The sequence below is a fragment of the Pantoea sp. NPDC088449 genome (assembly GCF_044753225.1).
Taxonomy (GTDB): Bacteria; Pseudomonadota; Gammaproteobacteria; order Enterobacterales; family Enterobacteriaceae; genus Pantoea; species Pantoea floridensis.
The window spans coordinates 455,399-476,847 of record NZ_JBIVMT010000001.1 but is presented as its reverse complement, the minus strand read 5'-3'; the positions used below and the strand labels follow the sequence as shown (position 1 = coordinate 476,847).

At 58.5% G+C, this 21,449-nt stretch carries 20 protein-coding genes; 3 read left to right on the top strand and 17 right to left on the bottom strand.

The annotated features are described in order from the left end of the window. Window positions 1-100: 100 nt before the first annotated feature. Genes ACIP6T_RS02290 through argH form a run of 7 tightly spaced genes read right to left on the bottom strand, consistent with a single transcriptional unit; the run spans window position 101 to window position 7,113 of the window. A complete protein-coding gene (locus tag ACIP6T_RS02290; protein ID WP_400455160.1) occupies window positions 101-1,462 on the bottom strand; it encodes an MmgE/PrpD family protein in 1,362 nt (453 codons plus the stop codon). Next, entirely contained in the window at window positions 1,446-2,333 is an 888-nt protein-coding gene (locus tag ACIP6T_RS02285) for a polysaccharide deacetylase (protein ID WP_400455157.1), read from the bottom strand. Before ACIP6T_RS02285 ends, ACIP6T_RS02290 begins: the two co-directional genes overlap by 17 nt. After that, a complete protein-coding gene (locus ACIP6T_RS02280) occupies window positions 2,326-3,171 on the bottom strand; it encodes a polysaccharide deacetylase (protein ID WP_400455155.1) in 846 nt (281 codons plus the stop codon). The genes ACIP6T_RS02285 and ACIP6T_RS02280 overlap by 8 nt, the downstream gene beginning before the upstream one ends. Before the next feature lie 12 nt (window positions 3,172-3,183). Continuing rightward, on the bottom strand, window positions 3,184-4,005 hold the full coding sequence (locus ACIP6T_RS02275) for an ABC transporter substrate-binding protein (protein WP_097094472.1): 822 nt from the start codon (window positions 4,003-4,005) through the stop codon (window positions 3,184-3,186). Window positions 4,006-4,021: 16 nt separating this feature from the next. Continuing rightward, window positions 4,022-4,786, bottom strand: coding sequence for an amino acid ABC transporter ATP-binding protein (locus ACIP6T_RS02270; protein ID WP_097094473.1), 765 nt, complete (start codon window positions 4,784-4,786; stop codon window positions 4,022-4,024). A gap of 13 nt (window positions 4,787-4,799) precedes the next feature. After that, the gene (locus ACIP6T_RS02265; RefSeq protein WP_097094474.1) at window positions 4,800-5,675 is read right to left on the bottom strand and encodes an amino acid ABC transporter permease; all 876 of its coding nucleotides are present in this window, start codon (window positions 5,673-5,675) and stop codon (window positions 4,800-4,802) included. 10 nt (window positions 5,676-5,685) lie between these two features. After that, window positions 5,686-7,113 carry an argininosuccinate lyase gene (argH, locus tag ACIP6T_RS02260; RefSeq protein WP_400455151.1) on the bottom strand — a complete coding sequence of 476 codons (1,428 nt, stop codon included), beginning with the start codon at window positions 7,111-7,113 and terminating at the stop codon, window positions 5,686-5,688. Window positions 7,114-7,270: 157 nt separating this feature from the next. Between argH and ACIP6T_RS02255 the strand changes: the two genes are divergently transcribed. Next, complete coding sequence (locus ACIP6T_RS02255) at window positions 7,271-8,242, top strand: LysR family transcriptional regulator (RefSeq protein ID WP_097094476.1); 972 nt, start codon at window positions 7,271-7,273, stop codon at window positions 8,240-8,242. Window positions 8,243-8,475: 233 nt separating this feature from the next. Here the strand turns inward: ACIP6T_RS02255 and ACIP6T_RS02250 are convergent, their stop codons facing one another. After that, window positions 8,476-8,994: a GNAT family N-acetyltransferase gene (locus ACIP6T_RS02250; RefSeq protein ID WP_097097565.1), complete on the bottom strand. Its 519-nt coding sequence runs from the start codon at window positions 8,992-8,994 to the stop codon at window positions 8,476-8,478. Continuing rightward, entirely contained in the window at window positions 8,991-9,554 is a 564-nt protein-coding gene (locus ACIP6T_RS02245; RefSeq protein ID WP_097094477.1) for a helix-turn-helix domain-containing protein, read from the bottom strand. The genes ACIP6T_RS02250 and ACIP6T_RS02245 overlap by 4 nt, the downstream gene beginning before the upstream one ends. A gap of 151 nt (window positions 9,555-9,705) precedes the next feature. On the opposite strand from ACIP6T_RS02245, the gene ACIP6T_RS02240 reads away from it, so the two are divergent. After that, the gene (locus tag ACIP6T_RS02240) at window positions 9,706-10,440 is read left to right on the top strand and encodes a MerR family transcriptional regulator (RefSeq protein WP_097097566.1); all 735 of its coding nucleotides are present in this window, start codon (window positions 9,706-9,708) and stop codon (window positions 10,438-10,440) included. A 170-nt stretch (window positions 10,441-10,610) separates the two neighbouring features. Here the strand turns inward: ACIP6T_RS02240 and ACIP6T_RS02235 are convergent, their stop codons facing one another. From ACIP6T_RS02235 to ACIP6T_RS02220, 4 genes are read right to left on the bottom strand one after another with little or no spacing between them, the layout of a single operon-like run. Then, the gene (locus ACIP6T_RS02235; RefSeq protein ID WP_400455147.1) at window positions 10,611-11,342 is read right to left on the bottom strand and encodes an ABC transporter permease; all 732 of its coding nucleotides are present in this window, start codon (window positions 11,340-11,342) and stop codon (window positions 10,611-10,613) included. After that, entirely contained in the window at window positions 11,342-12,277 is a 936-nt protein-coding gene (locus ACIP6T_RS02230) for an ABC transporter ATP-binding protein (protein ID WP_400455145.1), read from the bottom strand. Before ACIP6T_RS02230 ends, ACIP6T_RS02235 begins: the two co-directional genes overlap by 1 nt. Continuing rightward, on the bottom strand, window positions 12,270-13,436 hold the full coding sequence (locus ACIP6T_RS02225) for an ABC transporter permease (protein ID WP_400455143.1): 1,167 nt from the start codon (window positions 13,434-13,436) through the stop codon (window positions 12,270-12,272). The genes ACIP6T_RS02230 and ACIP6T_RS02225 overlap by 8 nt, the downstream gene beginning before the upstream one ends. Window positions 13,437-13,439: 3 nt before the next feature. Further along, on the bottom strand, window positions 13,440-14,348 hold the full coding sequence (locus ACIP6T_RS02220) for an ABC transporter substrate-binding protein (RefSeq protein ID WP_400455140.1): 909 nt from the start codon (window positions 14,346-14,348) through the stop codon (window positions 13,440-13,442). Between the two features lie 215 nt (window positions 14,349-14,563). Here ACIP6T_RS02220 and ACIP6T_RS02215 point away from each other — a divergent pair, with 215 nt between their 5' ends. Beyond that, window positions 14,564-16,030, top strand: a complete 1,467-nt coding sequence (locus tag ACIP6T_RS02215; RefSeq protein WP_345827031.1) for an MFS transporter — start codon at window positions 14,564-14,566, stop codon at window positions 16,028-16,030. Window positions 16,031-16,141: 111 nt separating this feature from the next. Here the strand turns inward: ACIP6T_RS02215 and idi are convergent, their stop codons facing one another. The 4 genes from idi to ACIP6T_RS02195 all read right to left on the bottom strand — a co-directional run bounded on the left by idi (window position 16,142) and on the right by ACIP6T_RS02195 (window position 21,354). After that, window positions 16,142-16,675, bottom strand: coding sequence for an isopentenyl-diphosphate Delta-isomerase (idi, locus tag ACIP6T_RS02210; protein ID WP_345827032.1), 534 nt, complete (start codon window positions 16,673-16,675; stop codon window positions 16,142-16,144). Window positions 16,676-17,215: 540 nt separating this feature from the next. Further along, entirely contained in the window at window positions 17,216-19,111 is a 1,896-nt protein-coding gene (locus ACIP6T_RS02205) for a methyl-accepting chemotaxis protein (protein WP_097094483.1), read from the bottom strand. Between the two features lie 152 nt (window positions 19,112-19,263). Continuing rightward, window positions 19,264-20,376 (bottom strand): suppressor of fused domain protein, encoded by a 1,113-nt coding sequence (locus ACIP6T_RS02200; RefSeq protein WP_400455137.1) that lies wholly within the window; start codon window positions 20,374-20,376, stop codon window positions 19,264-19,266. 114 nt (window positions 20,377-20,490) lie between these two features. Then, the gene (locus tag ACIP6T_RS02195) at window positions 20,491-21,354 is read right to left on the bottom strand and encodes an oxygenase MpaB family protein (RefSeq protein WP_097094485.1); all 864 of its coding nucleotides are present in this window, start codon (window positions 21,352-21,354) and stop codon (window positions 20,491-20,493) included. Between the last annotated feature and the right edge of the window lie 95 nt (window positions 21,355-21,449).

Here is a 21,449-nt window from a genome sequence, read left to right as displayed (position 1 = left end):
CCTCTCCCGCTTGCGGGAGAGGGAGACGCTGCCCTATGCATGTTTTGGCTCGGTCGGTTCCCTCTCCCGCTTGCGGGAGAGGGTTAGGGTGAGGGAAAAATCACCTCACAGCCAACAGCCCCACCACTTCGCGTACGTCGGCCACTTCATCCAATTCCAGACACACCGCTTCCAGCTGTTCGACCTGCGGCAGCGGCAGCACGCGCCCCGCCAGACTGCGGTACTTCGTCAACAGCGCCTCAAGGCTTAACGGATTGGTCGGCGCGCCCGATGGCACCGGTACATGCTGCTGCCACTGTGCGCCCTGCTGCGTTTCTAGCCGCACCCACGGCTCGTCGTCGCGGCTCTGCTGCTCATCAATCACCAGCTCAATCCGCGCCAGCAGCGCTTCCACATTCGGATGCAGGCGTTTAGCGTCGTCATAGCTCGCCAGCTCCGCCGAGCCATACAGCGCGCGCGCTGCCAGCGCATAGGGCAAGCTCATTTGCGCCGCTGCCAGACTGCGCAGCTCGCGTCCGCCGCACATCTCCAGCAGGAACGAATTCACCCCCACCACGATGCGCGCAATCTGCTCCACGCGCACATCATGCTGTTGCAGCAATATATTCAGCGCATCAATCGCCGCATGGGTGCCACGGCACGAAGCGTACGGCTTGATTGAGCAGCGCGCCAGCTTCCACACCTCGCCAAGATCCGCCGTCAGCGCCTGCGGCTGCTGCGTCTCTGGCGCTACGGTTTGCAGAAAACCGCCCCAGCGATCCTCGAATACCACGGCAGGCCCGTTAATGCCGCGCTGCGCCAGCAATGCCGCCTGCACGCCGCCTTCTGCGGCACGCGCGGCATGCAGTTTTTTGGTGTGCGAACCGTCGTGGATAAAGCCCCATAAACCGCCGCTAAAGCTGGCGGCAATGCCCAACGCTGAAGCACTCTGTGCGCGATTTAACTGCAACAGCGAACAGACCGCCGCTGCCGCACCAAATACGCCGCAGCTGGCGGTGGAATGCCAGCCCGCACCGTTGTGGGCGGAATAGCCGCCGCAGGCTTCCAGCACCCGGCGGCCAACATCATAGCCAATTATCATCGCAACGATCAGCGCCTGGCCATCCACCGGCTGCGTCGCCAGCGGCAGCGCCGCCAGCAGCGCCGGGATCACCACCGCACCGGAGTGATCGCAACCGCCGGTATCATCCAGTTCATACATGTGCGCCGCCACGCCGTTCAGCCACGCCGCCTGACGCGCATTGACCTGCTGCGCGCTGCCCCAAACCTGCGCCTCTTCGCGTCCCCCTTCAGCATTGACCAGTGCCAGACACTCACGCCAAATCGGGCTATCGCAGCCCGCCAGTGAAGCGCCGAGCGTATCCAGCAGATGGCGTTTCGCCTGCTCCACCAGCGGCGCAGGCAATTGTGCAAAACGGGTTTCGGCGATAAAGGCTGCCAGTTGATCAAGCGTGCTCGTCATGTGCACCTCCAATGATGCGGCTGAACACCTCCGCCGGATGCGAGAAATCGTTCTCCGGCTGCGTCTGCCAGTGCGCCGCCACCTGCTCAGCAGTGGCGATCCACACGTTGTGCTGTTGCAGCGTGTCGAGCAGCGAACGCAGCAGGCCAATGCGTCCGGCGGTGCCGATGATTTCCGGATGCAGCCGCAGCAAATAGCACAGACCAAAGCGGTGGAAACCGTGAAAATCCTGCGTCAGGTTCGCCAGCGTTTCACCGTAGGGCGCGATGCGCGATTGGCCTGGCGGGATCGCCGGGCTGAGATTAAAAGCAAAGTACGGCTCATCTTCCAGCGTGTAGTGCATCGGCAGCTCAACTAAGCGCGTGCCGGGATGGAAGTACGGTAAATCGTCGCCGCGCCAGCTCGATGACCAGCGGATGCCCCGCTCAACCAGCGCCTGCGCCAGCCCCGGTTTCCACTGTCCGGCAGGCGTGCGAAAGCCGGTGATGGCGCGACCGGTGAGCTGCGCCAGCTTGTCACAACCGCGCGTCACGCTGGCGATCTGCTGCTCCAGCGTTAAAGCCGAGAAATCTTCATGCCCATCGCCGCTACAGGCGATTTCATGGCCATCCGCCACCATGCGCTGCACTAATTCCGGCTGCTCTTCGGCAACCATCGCCGGCATGCACCAGCTGGCTTTGAGCTGCTTTTCCGCCAGCAGCGCCAGCAGGCGATCGACGCCGCGCAGCGTGCCGTAACGCCACACCGACAGGGTTTTATCGCGGCCCGCCACCGCCGGTGCCTGGGTGAGAATGCCGTGGATATCGTTGAAATCGATGGTGAGGATCGCCGCCGACTGGAAGCCCAGCGGCCAGCGTGAAGGTTCAGTCATGCTGTTGCTCCTGCAGATACCACTGCGCCACTGCGTCGCAGCGCGCAAACCACACGTCATCGCGCGCCGTCATCTGTTCAAACAGCTGCTCCAACAGTAGAAGTCGTCCCGGCTGGCCGGAGATTTTCGGGTGGAACAGCGTGGTGAGGCACAAGCCCTCATCCATCGCGCCATCAAACTCGCGCTGCCAGTTATCGCGCGTGTGCGCATAGCTGGCGATACGATCGCCGCCTTTGGGGAAATCGGGCTGGCGCGTATAAGCCAGCGAGGCGTAATCGTCCATCTCCCACTTGCCGGGAATCTCCACCAGCGGCGTATGCCCCGCCACCGGAATGCTGTAGGGACGATCGTCACCGCGCATGCTGCTGGAGTAGATCACACCCGCGTCGCGCAGAATCTGCGGCGTTTCGGCATGCCAGTCGCCCGATGGCGTGCGAAAACCGCAGGCGGTGATGCCGAGATACTGTTTAAAAATCTCAGCGGACCTCGCCATTATTGCGCGTTGTTCATCCGGCGAGATTGACCAGAACGATTCGTGGCGATAGCCGTGATAGGCCACTTCGTGGCCCTGTTCGATAATCGCCTGACACTGCTGCGGCCACTGCTCCACCACCCACGCCGGAACGAAAAAGGTGGCGGGAATCTGGAAGGTGCGCAGCAGGTCGAGCAGACGCCCGAGCGCGCGGTACGGCCCGTAGGCTCCAAAGGTGAAATACTCAGGCGTTGACCACAGGCTGCCATTCAACATGGCATCGCCGGTGGGACCGTCGAGGTCAAACGCCAGCGCCATACAGCCGCGTTTTCCCTGCGGCCAGCGCACTGCGCCCGGTTGTTGCATCTGCTCGCTCCTTTAGCCCTGGTTGACCGTTGCCTTGGTCACGCCGTTATCGGCCAGGCCCCATTTGCCGAGGATTTTCTGGTAAGAGCCATCGGCGATCATGGCATCAATCGCTGCCTGAATTGCCGTGGTCAGTTCGCCCGCATCTTTGCCCACCGCCATGCCGGTGTACTGGAAGGAGAAGGCTTTATCGAGCGGCTTATATTTGCCCTTCTCCAGATCCATGATGTACGGCAGGGTTTCGCTGCCCTGCACCACGCCATCCAGACGGTTCTGACGCAGCTGGGTGCGCGCATCGGCGGTACCTTCGGCGCCGACCACGATGATGGCGGGCTTGCCAGCCGCCTCGCAGTGGGCTTTAGACCAGTTGGCAATTTCTAACGGGAAGGTGGTACGACGGCTGGTGCCGACTTTCTTACCGCACAGATCCATCGCGCTATTGATATCGCTGCGCGCGGTTTGGGTATAGAACTGCGGGCCGGTTTTGAAGTAGTCGATAAAATTCACTACCTGCTGGCGCTCTTTGGTGTCGGTCATGCCGGACATCACCAGATCGACGCGCTTGGTTACTACCGCGTTCACCATCTGTTCAAAGGCGATCTCCTGCCAGTTGATCTTCACACCGAGTTTTTCACCAATCGCCTGACCGAGATCGTAATCCACCCCGGTTAGCTGGTTGGTGGCCGGATCTTTGAAATCCATTGGCGGATAGTTCGGCATGATCGCTACCGTCAGCCCTTTCTCTTTGATGGCGGCAGGCACGGCGATATCTGCCCAGGCAGACGATTGCAGCAGCACGGCGGCACTGATGGCACTCAATAACAGCTTTTTCATATTCACCCCGGTCACGTTAAAGAAGAATCGCGTTAATAAAGTTTTTCATCCGTGGATTTTGCGGGTTCAGCAGAATGTCTTCCGGTGCGCCCTGCTCGATAATGCGTCCCTCGTCCATAAACACCACCTGATTGGCCACCTCACGGGCAAAACCCATTTCGTGGGTGACCACCAGCATGGTGGTGCCCTCTTTTGCCAGCTGACGCATCACCGCCAGCACTTCGCCCACCATCTCCGGATCCAGTGCCGAAGTGGGTTCGTCAAACAGCATTAGTTTGGGTTTCATCGCCAGCGCGCGGGCAATCGCCACGCGCTGCTGCTGGCCGCCGGAGAGCGACTGCGGATAGTCATGCGCTTTATGCGCCATGCCCACGCGCTCCAGCAGCGCCATCGCCTCTTCGCAGGCTTCACGCTTCGGGCGCAGCAGCACGCGACACGGCCCTTCGATGATGTTCTCCAGCGCGGTTTTGTGCGGGAAGAGATTGAAGCGCTGGAAAACCATGCCGGTTTGCAGGCGCTGACGCGCAATCTGCTTGTCGCTTAAGGCATGCAATTTGTTGCCAGCGATGCGATAGCCCGCCAGTTCGTTGTCGACCCAAATCCCGCCTTTATCGACCTTTTCCAGCTGATTGATACAGCGCAAAAAGGTGCTTTTGCCGGAACCGGACGGGCCGAGGATGCACATCACCTCGCCGTAGTTCACTTCGAGGCTGACATCCTTTAGGGCGTGGAACTGGTCGAAATATTTGTTCACCTTCACGGCGCGCACGATGTTTCTCATGTTTGGCTCCTGCTTACTGACGCTGACGATGGCCGCGTGAGAAGTAACGTTCCAGTCTGCTTTGCCCAAACGACAGCAGCGTGACCACTATCAGGTACCAGATGCCCGCCACGAACAGCAGCTCCATTACGCGCGCGTTGGCGAAGTAGATGGTTTGCGTGTTGTAGAGCAGTTCGGAGTACTGAATCATGCTGGCGAGACTGGTGGTTTTGATCATGCTGATAAATTCGTTGCCGACCGGCGGCAGAATCACGCGCATCGCCTGTGGCAGAATGATGCGGTGCAGCGCCTGCAGACGCGGCATGCCGATGGCTTTCGCCGCTTCGTACTGTCCGGTATCCACTGACAACAATCCGGCACGCACCACTTCCGAGGTGTACGCCCCCTGATTGATGCTCAACCCAAGCAGCGCGGCGAGGAATGGCGTCATAAAGGTGACGGTTTGCACGCTGAACAGACCGGGAATGCTGATGGTGGGAAACACCAGCGCGAGGTTGAACCACAGCAGCAGCTGCAAAATCAGCGGCGTACCGCGGAAGATCCATGCATAGCCAACGGCGATGTAGTGCAGCACCGGATTCGGCGACATATACATGATGGCGGTGATCACGCCGAACAGCACGCCAAGCCCCATCGCCAGCACCGACATGATCAGCGTATTCACCACGCCGTTGAGAATTGCCTGCGCGGTGAAGAACTGCGCTACAAATGACCACTCAATATTGCCGTGGGCAAACGCATTCACCAGCAGCGCTAACAGGATCAGAATCACCGCCGACGCCGTTATGCGGCCGTAGTAGCGGCGTGGCACCACCTGATAGCGATCGAGATCGTAATGCGTCTGCTCGCGGCTGTTGTTTAAACTCGGCTCAATAGGCGTTGACGACATAAAAGCCTCCTCAGGCGCGCGGGCCAGCGTAATCTTCGGTCCAGCGCTGCTGGTCCTGCATCAGGGTTTGCAGACGCGCCAGTTGCTCACGCACCCGTACCGGCGCGGTGCCGCCGTAACCGCTGCGCGCCGCCAGTGCGGCTTCCAGCGTCAGGGCGTGGCGCACCTCGGGCGTTAAGCGGGCGTCTACCGTCTGCAGCTGCGCATCGCTGAGATCCGACAGCCCGCAGCTTTCGCGCTCGCACAGCTGCACCAGCTGTCCGGTGATCTCATGCGCCTCGCGGAACGGCACGCCGCGCATCGCCAGCCAGTCGGCCACTTCCGTCGCCAGCGTAAAGCCATCTGGCGCCTGCTCGCGCATCACCTCGGTATTGAACGTTAGCGTTGCCATCATCCCGGCCATCGCCGGCAGCACCAGCAGCAGGGTATCTACCGCATCAATCACGTTACGCTTGTCATCGCTGAGATCGCGGTTGTAGGAGAGTGGCATCGCTTTCATGGTGGTCAGCAGCGCCATCAGGTTGCCGACCAAGCGGCCAGAGCGACCACGCGTCAGCTCGGCGATATCCGGGTTTTTCTTTTGTGGCATGATTGAGCTGCCGGTGGCGTAGCTGTCGTGCAGCTCCACCCAGCGGAACTGGCGCGAGGCCCACATGCACACCTCTTCGCACAGGCGCGACAGGTTGATGCCGATCATGCTGGTGACAAACAGGAATTCAGCGGCGTAGTCGCGGCTGGCAACGGCATCAATCGAGTTTTCGCACGGCGCGAGGTAGGCAAGATCGGCGGCGGCCTGCGCCGGCTGACGCGCAATGGCGGAACCGGCCATGGCGGCGGCGCCGAGTGGACAGCGCGCGCTGCGGCGATCCCAATCCTGCATGCGTTCGATGTCGCGAGCAAAAGATTGCGCATGGGCCAGCAGCTGGTGACCAAACACAATCGGCTGCGCCTGCTGCAAATGGGTAAAACCGGGCGCGACGCTTTCGGTGTGCGCTGCCGCCTGCTCCACCAGCGCCTGCTGCAGCGCCAGCAGTGCACTCACCACCTTGCGGCCGTTATCGCGCAGATAGAGACGCAGATCGTTGACGGTTTGATCGTTACGCGAACGTCCGGCGCGTAGCTTGCCGCCGAGCGGCCCTAAGCGTTCGGTGAGCGCGCGTTCGATAAAGGTGTGCACATCTTCATCGGCGGCAATCGGATGCAGCTGACCGGCACGATAATCGGCATCCAATGCGTCAATCGCTGCCAGCATGGTACTGAGTTCTTCTGCGCTCAGCAGATCGCCGCGCGCCAACTCACGGGCATGCGCCCGGCAGCCCGCCAGATCGTAAGGTGCCAGCGCAAAATAATAATCCGGGCTACGAGACAGCGCGGTTAAACTCGCCGCCGGTGCCGCTTTAAAACGCGCGCCCCATAACAGTTCGGCATTATCAGACATGCTATTTCCCCTTACAGATAATCATCAGCGATATGAAAAAGATATGGATGCGCCACTAGCGATAATAAAAACTTATTTTATGAACAAACTAGTAAATACCGCGCATTTCAGGTTCACTGTACAATTACCGCAATTATTCCGGAGTTGAATAGCAAAAATGGAAAGTAAAGTTTCCCAGTCCGGAAACAATGCAAATAATCGTAGTGATAATGCGGTTCTGGCACTGAGTAATATCGATTTAAAATTGCTGCGCGTATTTAAATGCGTGGTGGAAGCCGGCGGATTAACCGCTGCCAGTCACGAATTGAATATTGGTCTGGCGGCCATCAGTAAACAGGTTTCCGATTTAGAGATACGTCTCGGCATGACGTTGTGCAGCCGCGGGCGCGAAGGTTTTGAGCTGACGCAATACGGCATTAACGTGTATCAAGCCACGCTAGAGCTGTTCGTGTCGCTGAATCTGTTTCGTGAGCGGCTGCACAATAGCCGCAACGAACTGCTGGGCGATATTGCCATTTGCGTCGTCGATAACACCATTTCCGATGCGCAATCCCCGGTCACCGCGGCGGTGCAACAGCTGCACCAGAAAGCGCCAAAGGTACAAATCCGCCTGCAAACCGCGCAATTAGACGATATTGAGCGCGGCATCAGCGAAGGTCGTTTTCATTGTGGCATTGCCCCAGTTTATGAAATGAAAAGCGACTTTGATTACTTCCCGCTTTATAAGGAATATTCAAAATTATATTGCTCCATGTCACATCCTTTATATTCAGGATCACATGATAAAAATATATCGCTGGAAACATTACGTGAGCAGAAGATTATTAATCATTTATATGTGACCCCGCGTGACGATCGTCGCATCATTCCTTTGCAGGAGAGCGGTGCGCAAGCGGTACAGGTCGAATCGGTGGCGATGCTGATTTTAACCGGCCATTTTATTGGTTATTTACCCGAGCATTATGCCGCCGCGTTTATTGCGCGCGGTCAATTATGCGAACTGGGCGATGAGTCGATTCGCCGCGAAAACCCGTTTTGTTTGATCATGAAAAAGGGCCGCAAAATAAATCCGATTATCCGTTTGTTTATGCAGGCGCTGGGGATTGCCGAGGCGGATGCGGCGCACTGAGTTGGTGCATTTTGGGATTGTGCGGCCTGATGCCCTCACCCCGGCCCTCTCCCACAGGGAGAGGGAGATGCTGCCACATGCCCTCACCCCGGCCCTCTCCCACAGGGAGAGGGCGATGCTGCTACATGCTCGCTCCCCGGCCCTCTCCCACAGGGAGGGGGAGATGCTGCCACATGCTCGCTCCGATCGGTTCCCTCGCCCGCTTGCGGGAGAGGGTTAGGGTGAGGGGAAAATCAGCGCAACACCTTATACATCACCGTAGTCGCATCCAGCACACCTTCGGTTGACTCCGCATAGAACGGAATTGACCCGGCAATGTGCCAATCCATCGACAAATACAATGTGGTTGCCACGTCACCGCTGCGGGTATCCAGCACCAGCAGGGTTTTCCCCTGCTGCGCTGCCAGCTGTTCCGCCTGCTGCATCAGGCGACGCGCAATGCCCTGACGTCGCGCGCGGGGATGCACCAGCAACTTGCTGATTTCAGCGCGATGACGCCCATTCGGCATCGCGCTGAAACCCACCAGTACCGTTGCCATAATCACACCCTGCTGATACGCCACCAGCAGCTGATTGTCGCCGCTCGCCAGGCTGAAGATTTTATCCTGCCAGAAGCGCTCAATCGCCGAGCGATCGTGCGCATCAATAAAGCCCACGCTGGCGCCATCGGCCACGCACGCCTGTAATACATCACACAATGCCGCCAGCAGCGGCTGCGCCTGGGTGGCGCTTAACAGTTCGATATCATTCATGGTTTGCATACCACTAAAAAATAGCGCGCACCGCCTTCGTGATGGGCTGCGAAGGTGGATTTGCCAGTGAGATGAAAGCGCAGGCAATCGCCCGCGTGTAGCGTCCAGCGCTGAGCATCCATGCTGATGGTAAGCTCGCCTGATTGCAGCCAGATATGCTGCTCCAGCCCCTGCACCGGCGGCGCGTCGTATTCAATGCGCGCACCGGGACGAAGCACGCCTTCCACCAGCTCCGCTTTAAAGTGGTTGGCGGGTGGCGATACGTTGCGGCGCTGGAAACCGCTGGCATCGTCATGCCAAACCGGCTGTTGATCTGCTTTTAGCAGCAGCGCCGCCTCTTCTTCCACTTCACTTAGCAGGCGCGACATGGTCAATCCGTAGGCCACGCATAGCCGATTAAGCAAAGCGGCTGTGGGGCTAGTTTCGGCGCGTTCAATGCGCGACAATGATGCCCGACTGATGCCGGTCGCCATCGCTAATTCATCTAATGACCAACCGCGTTGTACACGTAATTCGGCCAGTCGCGACGCCAAACGGTCGTCGGTATCCGTCACAGACATGTTAACCTCTCACTTTTGGGAATTAAATCTCATATATGAGATAACACTACGAATCCGCCACACGGTCAAGTTGTACAACTAAAAAATCGTTGTACAACCCAGATTGGGGGGTTAAGGTGTTGTAATGCAGGTCAGAATTTTCGAGGGCACTATGGCCTTATACAGTATCGGGGATGTTGCCGAGCGCTGTGGAATCAACCCGGTAACGCTTCGCGCATGGCAGCGACGTTACGGTCTGTTAAAACCCCAGCGCACCGAAGGTGGTCATCGGCAATTTGATGATGAAGATGTTCAGCGTATTGAAGAGATAAAACGCTGGATAGAGAGTGGCGTGCCTGTTGGCAAGGTAAAAGCGTTGCTGGAAGGCGAAACCGTTAACGCACATGACGGCTGGAGCGCCCTGCAGGAAGAGTTGATGAGCGTGTTGCGTCACGTTCGTCCGGCAAAACTGCGCGCGAAAATTGCCACCATCGGCCGGGAACATCCGGTTGATGCGCTGATCGATCACGTGTTCGTGCCGGTTCGTCAGCGCCTGGGCTTAGATCAAAACACCGCGCGCACGATGTGCAGCCTGCTTGATGGCGCCTTGATTGATTATGTGGCGTTTTGTTTGACAGGCGCACGCAAGAAAGCCGGAAAAGATGCGCTGATGATTGGCTGGGGCGTGGAAGATCGCACCCGTATCTGGCTGGAGGCCTGGCGCTTGTCGCAGCAGGGCTGGCGTATGGATGTGCTGGCAGAGCCGCTCGACATGCCGCGGCCTGAACTGTTCCCCGGACAAAACCTGTTTATCTGGACCGGTAAAAAGCCGACGCGTCGCCAGATTGAGCAGTTTGAACATTGGCAGGCACAAGGTTTTGCCATCCACCTGCACGATCCCGCGTAAGTAAAAATCGCACACACGGCCTTTGCCTGGCCAGGTGTGCGCGTTATGATGCCGCCCTCAATTTCTTTTTTCAGGTCCCGTTATGAACTGGAATAAACTGCTTGTCGGTTCTCTGTTTGCCATTATGGCAATTGGCGGCATGGGCGGCATGATGCTGGTCGGCTACAGCCTTATTGTGCATACCAACTAAGTTTGCGCTGCACGCGCTCTAGCAGGCGATCGCAAATCAACGCCAGCAGCGCCACCAGCAGCGCCCCCTGAATGACGTACGCGGTGTTAAAACCGCTCAGACCAATAATCACCGGCGACCCCAGGCTTTCAGCTCCCACCGTGGAGGCGATGGTCGCGGTGCCGATGCTGATCATTACCGACGTCCGCACCCCCGCCATGATCACCGGCGCAGCCAGCGCCAGCTCAATCTGCCACAGACGTCGCCATGGCCCCATGCCAAGGCCCACGGCAATTTCGCGATTGCTGGCCGGAACGCTATCTAATCCCGCCAGCGTGCCCTGCAGGATCGGCAGCAGCGCGTAGAGAAATAGCGCCATGATCGCGGGCGTTGCGCCAAATCCCATCACCGGCACCGCAATCGCCAGCACCGCCACCGGTGGAAACGTCTGACCTGCCGCGGCCACCGTTTCCAGTAACGGACGAAATGCGCGCCCGGCATGACGAGTGGCAAACACCGCGCAGCCCACGCCCACCACCAATGCCAGCAGGCTGCCGCTCACCACCAGCGCCAGATGCGCCAGCGCCAGTCGCCAGAAACTCTCCTGCTGATAGAGTGGACGCTCAAGCTGGGGGAACCAGTGCGCAAACAGCGGACCGCTGTGCGGCAATCCCCACAGCAACAGCAGAAAGGCCGCCAGCAGCCAGTAGAGCGGATCGCGTAACAGGCGCATCAGCTCGCCTCCCGCTGGCGCAGCAGATCGCTAAAGTGCAGCACGCCAAGCGGCTGTTGCTGCTGATCAACCACCGGGAGTTTGTCGGTGCGGCGCGCAATAAACTGCGATAACGCTTCACGCAGCGTCAGTGATGCCGCTATCGGCTCGGCATCAAGCCACTCGCCGCGTCGGGCGGCACTGCCTGCACGCCCCAATGCCAGCAAACGTACGCCCAACTCGCTGCGACCAAAGAATTCGCGGGCAAAGTCATTCACCGGCTGCGTCAGCAAATCAATCGGTCTGCCCTGCTGCACAATTTCACCACCGTCCATCAGCACCAATTGATCGGCCAGCGTGAGCGCTTCGTCAATGTCGTGCGTCACCAGCACCACGGTGCGGCCGGTCATTTTCTGGATGCGCAGCATCTCGTGTTGCAGCGCCAGACGATTGACCGGATCGAGCGCGCCGAACGGTTCGTCCATCAGCAGCAGTTCCGGATCGGCCGCCAGCGCACGCGCCACCCCCACGCGCTGCTGCTGTCCGCCTGAAAGCTGATGCGGCATGCGCGTTGCCAGATGGCTATCGAGATTGAGCAGCGCCAGCAGCTCCTCGACGCGTTGATTGATCTTCGCCTGCGGCCAGCCGAGCAGCGCCGGCACGGTGCCAATGTTCCGGGCGACGTTCCAGTGCGGGAACAGGCCTATCGACTGAATGGCGTAACCGATGCGGCGACGTAAGGCGCGTGCATCCATGCGCTCAATGGGTTCGCCGGCAAAGCGGATTTCCCCGCTATCGTGCTCCACCAGGCGGTTGATCATCTTCAGCGTGGTGGATTTACCGGAACCCGAGGTGCCAATCAACACGGTAAAACTGCCCTTCTCAATCTTTAGCGATAAGTTACGTATCGCCTCTTTCCCGGCGAATACTTTGCTCACTTGGTGAAATTTAATCATGACGTCTCTCCAGCAATGCCGACAGTAAACGCAGCAGCGCATCAAAAATCACCGCCAGCGCCACAACCGGAATCACGCCAAGCAGCACCAGATCCAGCGCGCTGCTGAGCAATCCCTGAAAAACAATGGCACCGAACCCGCCCGCGCCAATCAAAGCCGCCACCACCGCCAGGCCAACGGTTTGCACCACGACCACGCGCAAGCCAGAAAGCCACACCGGCAGCGCCAGCGGCAGCTCGGCGTGCCAGAACTGCTGCCACGCGCTCATGCCCATACCGCGTGCGGTTTCACGCACCTCCTGCGGCACCTGCTGCAAGCCGGCCACTACGCTGCGCACCAGCGGCAGCAGCGCATACAGCACCAGGGCAATCAGCGCCGGTGCAATGCCGATGCCGCTAATGCCCCAGCGCACCAGCACGGGAAAGTGCGCCACCAAGCCCGCCAGCGGCGCAATCAGCAACCCAAACAGCGCCACCGATGGCACAGTCTGAATCAGATTAAGCACGCTGAAGGCGGCATTTTGCCAGCGCGGACGGCGAGCAATCGCCAGACCGAGCGGCAAACCGATGAGCACTGTTGGCAGCAGCGTGCCGCCAAGCAGCCACAAATGCTGAGTGAAGGCCGCGTCAAATACCGCCGTCCGGTTGGCGTACTCTTTCAGGAGAGAGAGTCGATCGAGATGACCGCTGAGCAGAAGCAGTAGCGGCAGCAGCCAGAGTTGCAGGTTGAGTACGATGCGCCACGGCGTACTGCGCGTGATCTGACGCACCGCTTCCGCCGCCAGCAGCAGTGACAGCGCAGCCGCGCACCATAGGCCGCTGCCAAACGCGGTGCGCGCCAGCGGACTGCCGCTGTTGGCCAGCTCGGTGGCCTGATTTCCCGCCAGCCAGAAGAGCAGCGCCAGCAGGATTTCGGCATCCAGCAGCACCATCACCGCGCTAAGGCGGCGTGCGGGCCACCATAATCCCTGCCACAGCCACAGTAGCGGCAGCAATACCAGCCAGCTGTTCGACACCTGCCAAAACAGCAGCGGCTGGCCGGAAACCAGCCGATTGGCCGCAAAGCTCAGAAGCGGCAAGGCAAATAGCGCCAGCGTGATAAGCGTGGTTAACACCAGCAGCACCGGCTGCTGGCGTGGTCTGAGTAACAGCGACAGCACTGCTTACAACAACTTATTCTGCTGTAGCCACAGTTTCGCCACCTGGCTGGCATCCTGGCCATCGACAGCAATCTGCGCATTCAGCTGCTGCAGGGTTTTCTCATCCAGCTTGCTGAATACCGGCTGCAGCCAGTTGCCAATGTCGGGATATTGCTTGAGGACGCTTTCACGAATCACCGGCGCAGGCGCATAAATTGGCTGCACGCCTTTCGGATCGCTGAGGGTTTGCAGGCCCAGCGCCGCCACCGGACCGTCGGTGCCGTACGCCATCGCCGCATTCACGCCCGAGGTTTGCTGTGCAGCGGCTTTGATGGTCACCGCAGTGTCGCCACCGGCCAGCGACAGCAGTTGCGACTGCTCCAGCTTGAAGTTGTAGGCTTTTTCAAATGCTGGCAGCGCATCGCTGCGTTCGATAAATTCCGCCGAGGCCGCCAGTTTGAAGGTGCCGCCTTTTTTCAGATAGGCGCTCAAATCGTCGAGTGAATTGAGGTTATTCTTCTGCGCCACGTCACCGCGCACCGCAATCGTCCAGGTGTTGTTCGCGGGCGCAGGTGCCAGCCACACGAGGTGATTTTTCTCGCTATCGAGTTTTTTCACCTTCTCATAGCCCTGCTGGGCGTTTTTCCACGCAGCGTCTTTCTCATCGTTGAAGAAGAACGCACCGTTGCCGGTATACTCCGGATAGATATCCAGCTCACCAGCCGTAATGGCGCCGCGCACCACCTGAGTGGTCCCCAGCTGAATTTTATTGACGGTTTTCACCCCATGCTTATCCAGCACTTGCAGGATGATGTTACCCAGCAGCGAGCCTTCGGTATCAATCTTGGAACCGACTTTTACCGGGTCCGCTGCCTGTGCCGCACTTACGCTCAACGCCAGTGCCATCATCCCCAATAACCCCTGCTTTATCATTGTGCTTCCCTCATTTGTTTTCATTGTGTGACTATCAAGCGTAGCCTGGCGAAAGCGGATGGGTGCGGTCAAGCGCTGCATTTCGTTCTTTTTCTGCTATCAATAGCGCGCTGGTTATAACCCAAACGCAGCACTTATAACCAAATGGAATTTTTAATGGCGTGGCAGCGGCTTATTCTCACAGTCCCACTCATTACAATAAATTACATAACATCATGTCCGACTTAGCTTCTCCCGCGCATGTCGCGCAGGCAGGGAATACACCAGGCGGTGAGACGAAATGGATCCGCAGCGCGGCCGACGTCTCTGGTTTGGTCAATAACAGCAACGAATCGCGTAGCAATGCGCGTATCGTTATCGCCATTGCGCTGGGCGGCGTGTTCCTCGACGCCTACGATCTTGGCGCACTCGCCTTTGGCATCAAAGACGTGACGCGCGAGTTCCAGCTCACGCCAGCGGGCACCGGCATGGTGGCCTCGGCGATCACTTTTGGCGCGATAGTCGGTGCCTTGATCGGCGGCTATCTCACCGACAAAATTGGCCGCTATCGCGTGTTCATGGCCGACATGTTCTTCTTCGTGGTGGCGGCGTTAGCCTGTGCGTTTGCACCTAACGAATACGTATTGGCCGCTGCGCGCTTCGTGATGGGCTTGGGCGTCGGTATCGATTTACCGGTGGCGATGGCGTTTCTGGCGGAGTTCTCCAAGCTTCGCGGACAAGGGAATAAAGCGGCCAGCATCGCGATGTGGTGCCCGACATGGTATGCGGCGATCAGTATTTCCTATTTGCTGGTACTGCTGCTGTATGCGGTGCTGCCGGCAACCCACACCGATTGGCTGTGGCGCTTGATCCTGGGTTTTGGCGCAGTGCCGGCGCTACTGATCATTGCCATTCGCAGCCGCTATATGAGTGAATCGCCGATTTGGGCCGCCAATCAGGGTAACCTGAAAGGTGCGGCGGAGATTCTGCGCAGCGCCTATAACATCAATGCGCAGGTGGCGGAGGATGCCGATTTAACGCCGCAGAAGGTGGTGCGTAAGGCCAGCTGGCGCAACTACGGCGCGCTGCTGCAGGGCGTTTATCGCCGTCGCACCCTGTTAGCGACCGTCACCTCTATCGCTTCTTCCTTTGCCTATAACGCGGTGGCGTTTGGCCTGCCGGTGATAATCTCCAGCTTTTTTGCCCAATCGATGCTGACCACCATTCTGGTGTCGCTGGCGCTGAATCTGCTGTTCGCTTTTGTTGGCGGTCTGTTGGCGGTGCGGCTGGTGCCGCGTCTTGGCGCGTGGAAAATGTCGGTTGCCGGTTATGCCTGCCAGTGCATAGCGCTGCTGGGCCTGGCGCTGATTGGTCGTCCAGAAGGTGGCGAACAGGCCGCGGTGGCGATTGCCATGCTGGCGCTGTTCTTGTTTGGCCAGGGCTTTGGTCCCGGCTCGCATACGATGACCTTTGCCTCGCTGAGCTATCCCGCTTCGCTGCGGGGCGTTGGCGTGGGTTTCAATCAGACGCTGATGCGCGGGAGTTCAACCGTGTCGCTGTTTGCTTTCCCGCTGCTGGTCGCCGCCTTTGGCACCGGCGTGTTCTGGGTGATTTTCCTCGCCCCGCTGATTGGCTTACTGGCGCTGCTGGCGATTCGCTGGGAGCCGTCGGGTTACGACGTGGATGCGGAAGATTTTCAGTGATTGATTAACAGAGGTCGCCATTAATGGCGACCTTACATCACGTCGCATAGTCGCCATCAATGGCGACCTTGCATCACGTCGTAGGGTCGCCATTGATGGCGACCTCCAGCATTATGCGGTCAGGCGGAAATCGCCGAGCGTATTGGGGATGCGCGGGAAGGTGTGCAGGAACCACGGCGTGAACTGCTCGGGATTCTCTACCATCTCCTGCTGAATTTGCGCAATCGAACGATAGCACCATGCATCGGCTTCATCCGGATTGAGTTCCGGTTGCTCATCGCTGATGGCAAAAAACACGTGACCATACTCATGCTCAGTTAAGCCGTTGCTGAGCGGCAAGTTATAGCTCAACTCAAACACCGGCGTCAGCGCCAGGTTCATGCCCATCTCTTCACGCAGACGGCGTTCGGCGGCATCGCGCGTCGATTCCTGCGGATAAGGATGGCTGCAGCAGGTGTTACTCCATAATCCACCGCAGTGATATTTACCGCTGGCCCGGCGTTGTAACAGCACTTCATGGCGCGAATTGAACACGTAAACCGTTACCGCACGATGCAGCAATCCTTTCTCATGCACTTCCAGCTTTTCCATCTGGCCGATAGGACGATCGAGGTGGTCAACGAGAATAACTTCAATGGCGGACATGACAACTCCTTCGGAAAATTCGCAGCTATTGTACACAACCGCCAAAAGTTTGATGGAGGAAATAGCGCACATTCCGTGCGTTAACGGGGGCAACGTAAAGCGTAGCAGCCTGCGGGCGTTTCAGCATAAAAAGGCGGAAAAAGGCGTTAACAGAGGAGATGTGGGCAGAGTGTGAGCGGATCGCCATTCATGGCGTAATATCGATCAGTTAAGCACGGTACCAAATCACCGCACATTCCGTAGCGGCGCGATTTATCGCGCAATGAATTGCGCCGCTACGACATATGCGCTTGTTAAGAAGGTTTTTCATCTGTTAACTGCCCAACATTATGCCATTCATGGCGTAATGCTCGTCAGTTAAGCGTGAATCGGTCACCATGAATGGTGACCCTACGTGAATATCGCCGGGTTTTCGTAGGGTGCGCATTCATGCGCACCTGCATAAACAGGCATTTTTTTGCTTAAGTGAGCGGCATTATGCCATAAATGGCGACCCTACAATTGTTGGGTGCGCATCCATGCGCACCGTTTGGCACAGGATTAAAGTTTAAAGCTCTGCACCACCAGCTCCAGCTGTACGCTCTGCTGCTCCATCGCCTGAGCGGCGGCTGAAACCTGCTCAACCAGCGCGGCGTTCTGCTGGGTGCTGCCATCCAGCTGAGTAATCGCCACGTTGACCTGATCGATCCCCATGCTCTGCTCGCGGCTCGCCGACATGATCTCACTCATCAACGTGGTAACGCTGCTAACCCCCTGCATCAGCTCATCCATGGTTTGCCCGGCCTGCTGCACCAGATCGCTGCCGGTATCGATATTGGCCACCGACTCCTCAATCAGCTTCTTAATTTCACGTGCGGAGTTGGCCGAACGCTGCGCCAGATTACGCACCTCCGATGCCACCACGGCAAATCCACGGCCCTGCTCGCCCGCTCGCGCCGCTTCTACCGCGGCGTTGAGCGCCAGGATATTGGTCTGGAAGGCGATACTATCAATGACGCTGATGATATCGACCACTTTACGTGAGGATTGGTTGATTGCGCCCATGGTCGTGACCACCTGACGCACCACTTCGGTACCGCGCGCCGCCACCTGTGACGCACCATCCGCCAGCTGATTGGCATGAGTGGCGTTGTCGGCGTTCTGGCGCACCGTGCCGGTGAGCTCTTCCATCGACGCGGCGGTTTCGACAATAGAGCTGGCCTGCGATTCGGTTCGCGCCGAGAGATCGGCGTTGCCGCTGGCGATTTCACGTGAAGCCGCAGTAATCGCCAGCGCGCTATCCCCCACCTGGCGCATCAGCCCTTGCAGATAGGAGATGAACTGGTTAAAGCTTTGCGCCACCGCGTTAAATTCCGGGCTGTTGCTGGCCGGCAGACGCTGCGTCAGATCGGCCCCGCCAGTTGAAAGCGTTTCAATGTTGCGATGCAGCAAGGCAAGACGCGTCATCATTGCCCGCACAAAACCGAGCAGCACCAGCAGCAGGATCACCGCCAGCGGAATCTGCACCAGGCCGAGGCGCGTTAACATGCTGTGCGTCTGCGCATCCAGCAAACTGGAGGGCACATCGCTGGCGAGATACCACGGACTACCGGCAATCGCCTGCAGGAACAGCGTGTGTTCGCCATCTTCACCGGCAAACGTGGTTTGCGTCGGCTGGCTACCCGCCTGTGCTAACAGACCTTTCAGCGCCGCCGCCATCGGCAGCTGCGTATCGGCAAGGTTTTCCAGCTTCGGCGCGCCATCCACCAGCGCGGCGTTGCCAACCACTTTGCCGTCGGCTTCAACAATCAGCACGCGCCCTTTAATCGCTTCACCCATCTGTTTTGCCAGCTGGTTAAAGAAGCCCAGCGTCACGTCAATTGTCGCTACGCCCCATGCGTTGCCATCGCGATAGATTGCCATCGCGCAGTTAGTACGCGGCTGCGGGCTGGCCGCATCCTGATAGGCTTTCGCCCAGGCACACTGCCCTTTCGGCGCAGCTAAACCGTCTTTGTACCAGGATTGCTCCCAGTATTTGTCGGCGGCATCCGAGTTCCAGTAGGTATTGACCTGCAGCTGGTTACTGGCGTTACGCGCGAAGAACGAGCTGTTTTTCTCTTTGGCGGGATCGCGGCGGTTGGGCAACGGCCAGATGCCGCCGCCAAACACGTTGCTATCCTGATACTGGTTAACTAAGGCGGGCAGCAAGGTGTCGATGGCAGCGCTATCCATCACGCCTGCGGCTTCGGTGATTGCACGCTGCTGCGCTTGTACGCGGTTCATCTGCTCTACGATGCGTCCGGCCAGGCCATCCACTTCGTAACGCACTAAACGGCTCTCGTTTTGCGTGAGCTGCGGTGCGATAAACTGATTGATCACCAGCACGGTAACCAGCATTAGCACCGCAAAAAAGGCGACCAGCGTCGCGGTGAAACGGGATTGTGTCGTTTTTAACATGTTGTGTGCCCTTACCCTGGTTGGCGAGTTGCCTGATCGAGGTTAACGGCGTGTTAATGAGGATCTTGAGGTGAGCGAGATCACAAAGAAGTGAAATAGTTGATTTGAGTGATAATTTAAAATTGTAGGGTCGGCATGTATGCCGACCTGGTTTACGGTGCGGGCGGCGCTACCACTTCCTGGCGCGGGCGAAACACGTGATCGTTGCCTTCCGCCAGCAAACGCTGTAACAGCTGTTGGCCACCGCGATCGTCCGCCTGGGCAAACTGGCGTTCGGCTTCGGTAATCGGCGTTGACCACAGCAGATTCACCCGGTCGCCCTCGCGTTTCGGCAGACGAAACTGGGCGGTTTCCGGCGCTAAATCATTAGCTAGCAGGAAGCTTTCAAAACCCACTGGCGCGACTTCTGACGCCAGCGTATGCCCTTCACCAATCCAGGTGAGGCGCGCCCACGGTAAATGTGCAAATTCCGCCAGCGCGCTGGCCATCTGCACCGCATTGGCTTCGGTCATCACTTCGCCGTCCACCGCCATCGCCAGCTCAACGCGACGATACTGCGGTGCCAGCTCATCAAATAGATGATCCACCTGCGGCATCGGCCGGATACTCATGCCGAGGGTCACGAAGTACCAAACGCCATGATGCAGGTGCTGCGAAATGGCCATCGGTGGCCAGCTGCCCTGATCGATGGCGTAATATTTTACCGACTCGCCAAACTGTGCCTGATAGCACTGCATCAGTTCGCGCTGCACCCGATCCCATAGATGACCATCGTGCCAGTCGCGCCAGAAGTGGCGCTGCTGTTCGGCACGCGCGTAGTAATCATTGGTGGAGGCGGAGCCGAGCGGCGCGGTGAGGCGGTTCTCTTTGATGCAGGCCGCGGAGAAACTGACCTGCTTGTCCTGATAGAGGCTCCAGCCGGGGATCACCGCCAGCAGCTGGCCGTAATACCACAGTGCCGCCCCGTCATCACTGGGTTCCCACAGAATCTGCAATCCGGCCGGATCGAGCATCGGCTCGGCTTCCAGCGTACGGCAATATTCGGCACTCAGCAGCGGCGCAATGCCCTGCTCCATCGCTTCACGATCCTCCTGCGCTGGCGCAGGCAGCAGATTACGTAGCCAGCAGCCGCGCACCGCATACTGGCTGCGAAACAGATCGTTCGGCCAGATATAGAAATAGGCCGTGCGCGCATCCTGCTCGACGATCGCGGTTAATGTGTGTTGCTGATTCGGCACCTCAGCAATCAGAGGTTGGTGGGTCATAGCGCCTCGATATTACCTGGAGGAATCCATTTTCCCCGAGAATAGAGCAGGATCGGCACTCGCGCCATGTGACACAAGGGTAAAACTCTCAAAGTGCATGCGCACCCTTGATGCTCAGCGCCCCATGCGCTGCATAGCGCGTGAGTAAGCGCCGCGCTGAATTGACCAGCGCAGCAACCCGCCAATCACCGCCATTTCTTTATCCACCAGCCATTGATGCGCTGGCCCAATCGGCCGCTGGATCTGCTGCTGTGCCCACGGCGGCAGCAATCCCATACCGGCTGTTAGCATCACGCGCATGGCGGGTTTCGCCTGCCAGCTTGGCGCAGGTGCGTTGATTAATAGCTGCAACACTTCCCGCGTTCGTTCATCGTAAATCAGCGCCGGGCGCATCATGTGTAAATAGTCCTCTACCGCCTGCACGCTTTTCGGCACCTGCTGAGCGCCAAGCGCTTCCGCAACGCGTGCCGCCTCCTGGTAATAACGATTCTGCTCGGCCTGGCTAAGCTGGGGATTTTTATAGCGCAGATGCGCCGCCAAAAAGCGGCTGGTTTCCGCCACGTGTACCCAGGTGAGCAGATGCGGATCGCTAGCGGCATAAGGCTTGCCCGCGTTATCGCAGCCGGTGACGCGCAGATGAATACGTTTGACGCGTTCGATGAGGGTTTGGGCATCAGCGGTGTTGCCGAAAGTGGTGACGGCGATAAATTGGCTGGTGCGGCGCAAACGCCCCATCATGTCCTGACGGAAGTTGGAGTGATCCCATACGCCGGCCAGTGCAGCCGGATGCAGCATTTGCAGCATTAAAGCGCTGATGCCGCCGCACAGCATCGAGGCAAAGTCACCATGCACGCGCCAGATGACGTGGTCTGGGCCAAATAATCCCGGATCGCCGGGTGGCTGCGAGATATCAAATTCGTTGAGGGATAAGCCGTTGAGGCGGAAGACTTGCTGTTGGATGCGGTCGCGGATGTTCATTGATTTCGATTTGTGCGGTTAGGCCCTCACCCCGGCCCTCTCCCGCAAGCGGGCGAGGGGGAAGATCGAGCAAAATATCAACAATCGCACCCATC

What these genes read in the sequence shown, in the direction of transcription:
- ACIP6T_RS02290 (WP_400455160.1), bottom strand. Translation starts at nt 1,462, where the DNA reads ATGACGAGCACGCTTGATCAACTGGCAGCCTTTATCGCCGAAACCCGT.
- ACIP6T_RS02285 (WP_400455157.1), bottom strand. Translation starts at nt 2,333, where the DNA reads ATGACTGAACCTTCACGCTGGCCGCTGGGCTTCCAGTCGGCGGCGATC.
- ACIP6T_RS02280 (WP_400455155.1), bottom strand. Translation starts at nt 3,171, where the DNA reads ATGCAACAACCGGGCGCAGTGCGCTGGCCGCAGGGAAAACGCGGCTGT.
- ACIP6T_RS02275 (WP_097094472.1), bottom strand. Translation starts at nt 4,005, where the DNA reads ATGAAAAAGCTGTTATTGAGTGCCATCAGTGCCGCCGTGCTGCTGCAA.
- ACIP6T_RS02270 (WP_097094473.1), bottom strand. Translation starts at nt 4,786, where the DNA reads ATGAGAAACATCGTGCGCGCCGTGAAGGTGAACAAATATTTCGACCAG.
- ACIP6T_RS02265 (WP_097094474.1), bottom strand. Translation starts at nt 5,675, where the DNA reads ATGTCGTCAACGCCTATTGAGCCGAGTTTAAACAACAGCCGCGAGCAG.
- argH (WP_400455151.1), bottom strand. Translation starts at nt 7,113, where the DNA reads ATGTCTGATAATGCCGAACTGTTATGGGGCGCGCGTTTTAAAGCGGCA.
- ACIP6T_RS02255 (WP_097094476.1), top strand. Translation starts at nt 7,271, where the DNA reads ATGGAAAGTAAAGTTTCCCAGTCCGGAAACAATGCAAATAATCGTAGT.
- ACIP6T_RS02250 (WP_097097565.1), bottom strand. Translation starts at nt 8,994, where the DNA reads ATGAATGATATCGAACTGTTAAGCGCCACCCAGGCGCAGCCGCTGCTG.
- ACIP6T_RS02245 (WP_097094477.1), bottom strand. Translation starts at nt 9,554, where the DNA reads ATGTCTGTGACGGATACCGACGACCGTTTGGCGTCGCGACTGGCCGAA.
- ACIP6T_RS02240 (WP_097097566.1), top strand. Translation starts at nt 9,706, where the DNA reads ATGGCCTTATACAGTATCGGGGATGTTGCCGAGCGCTGTGGAATCAAC.
- ACIP6T_RS02235 (WP_400455147.1), bottom strand. Translation starts at nt 11,342, where the DNA reads ATGCGCCTGTTACGCGATCCGCTCTACTGGCTGCTGGCGGCCTTTCTG.
- ACIP6T_RS02230 (WP_400455145.1), bottom strand. Translation starts at nt 12,277, where the DNA reads ATGATTAAATTTCACCAAGTGAGCAAAGTATTCGCCGGGAAAGAGGCG.
- ACIP6T_RS02220 (WP_400455140.1), bottom strand. Translation starts at nt 14,348, where the DNA reads ATGATAAAGCAGGGGTTATTGGGGATGATGGCACTGGCGTTGAGCGTA.
- ACIP6T_RS02215 (WP_345827031.1), top strand. Translation starts at nt 14,564, where the DNA reads ATGTCCGACTTAGCTTCTCCCGCGCATGTCGCGCAGGCAGGGAATACA.
- idi (WP_345827032.1), bottom strand. Translation starts at nt 16,675, where the DNA reads ATGTCCGCCATTGAAGTTATTCTCGTTGACCACCTCGATCGTCCTATC.
- ACIP6T_RS02205 (WP_097094483.1), bottom strand. Translation starts at nt 19,111, where the DNA reads ATGTTAAAAACGACACAATCCCGTTTCACCGCGACGCTGGTCGCCTTT.
- ACIP6T_RS02200 (WP_400455137.1), bottom strand. Translation starts at nt 20,376, where the DNA reads ATGACCCACCAACCTCTGATTGCTGAGGTGCCGAATCAGCAACACACA.
- ACIP6T_RS02195 (WP_097094485.1), bottom strand. Translation starts at nt 21,354, where the DNA reads ATGAACATCCGCGACCGCATCCAACAGCAAGTCTTCCGCCTCAACGGC.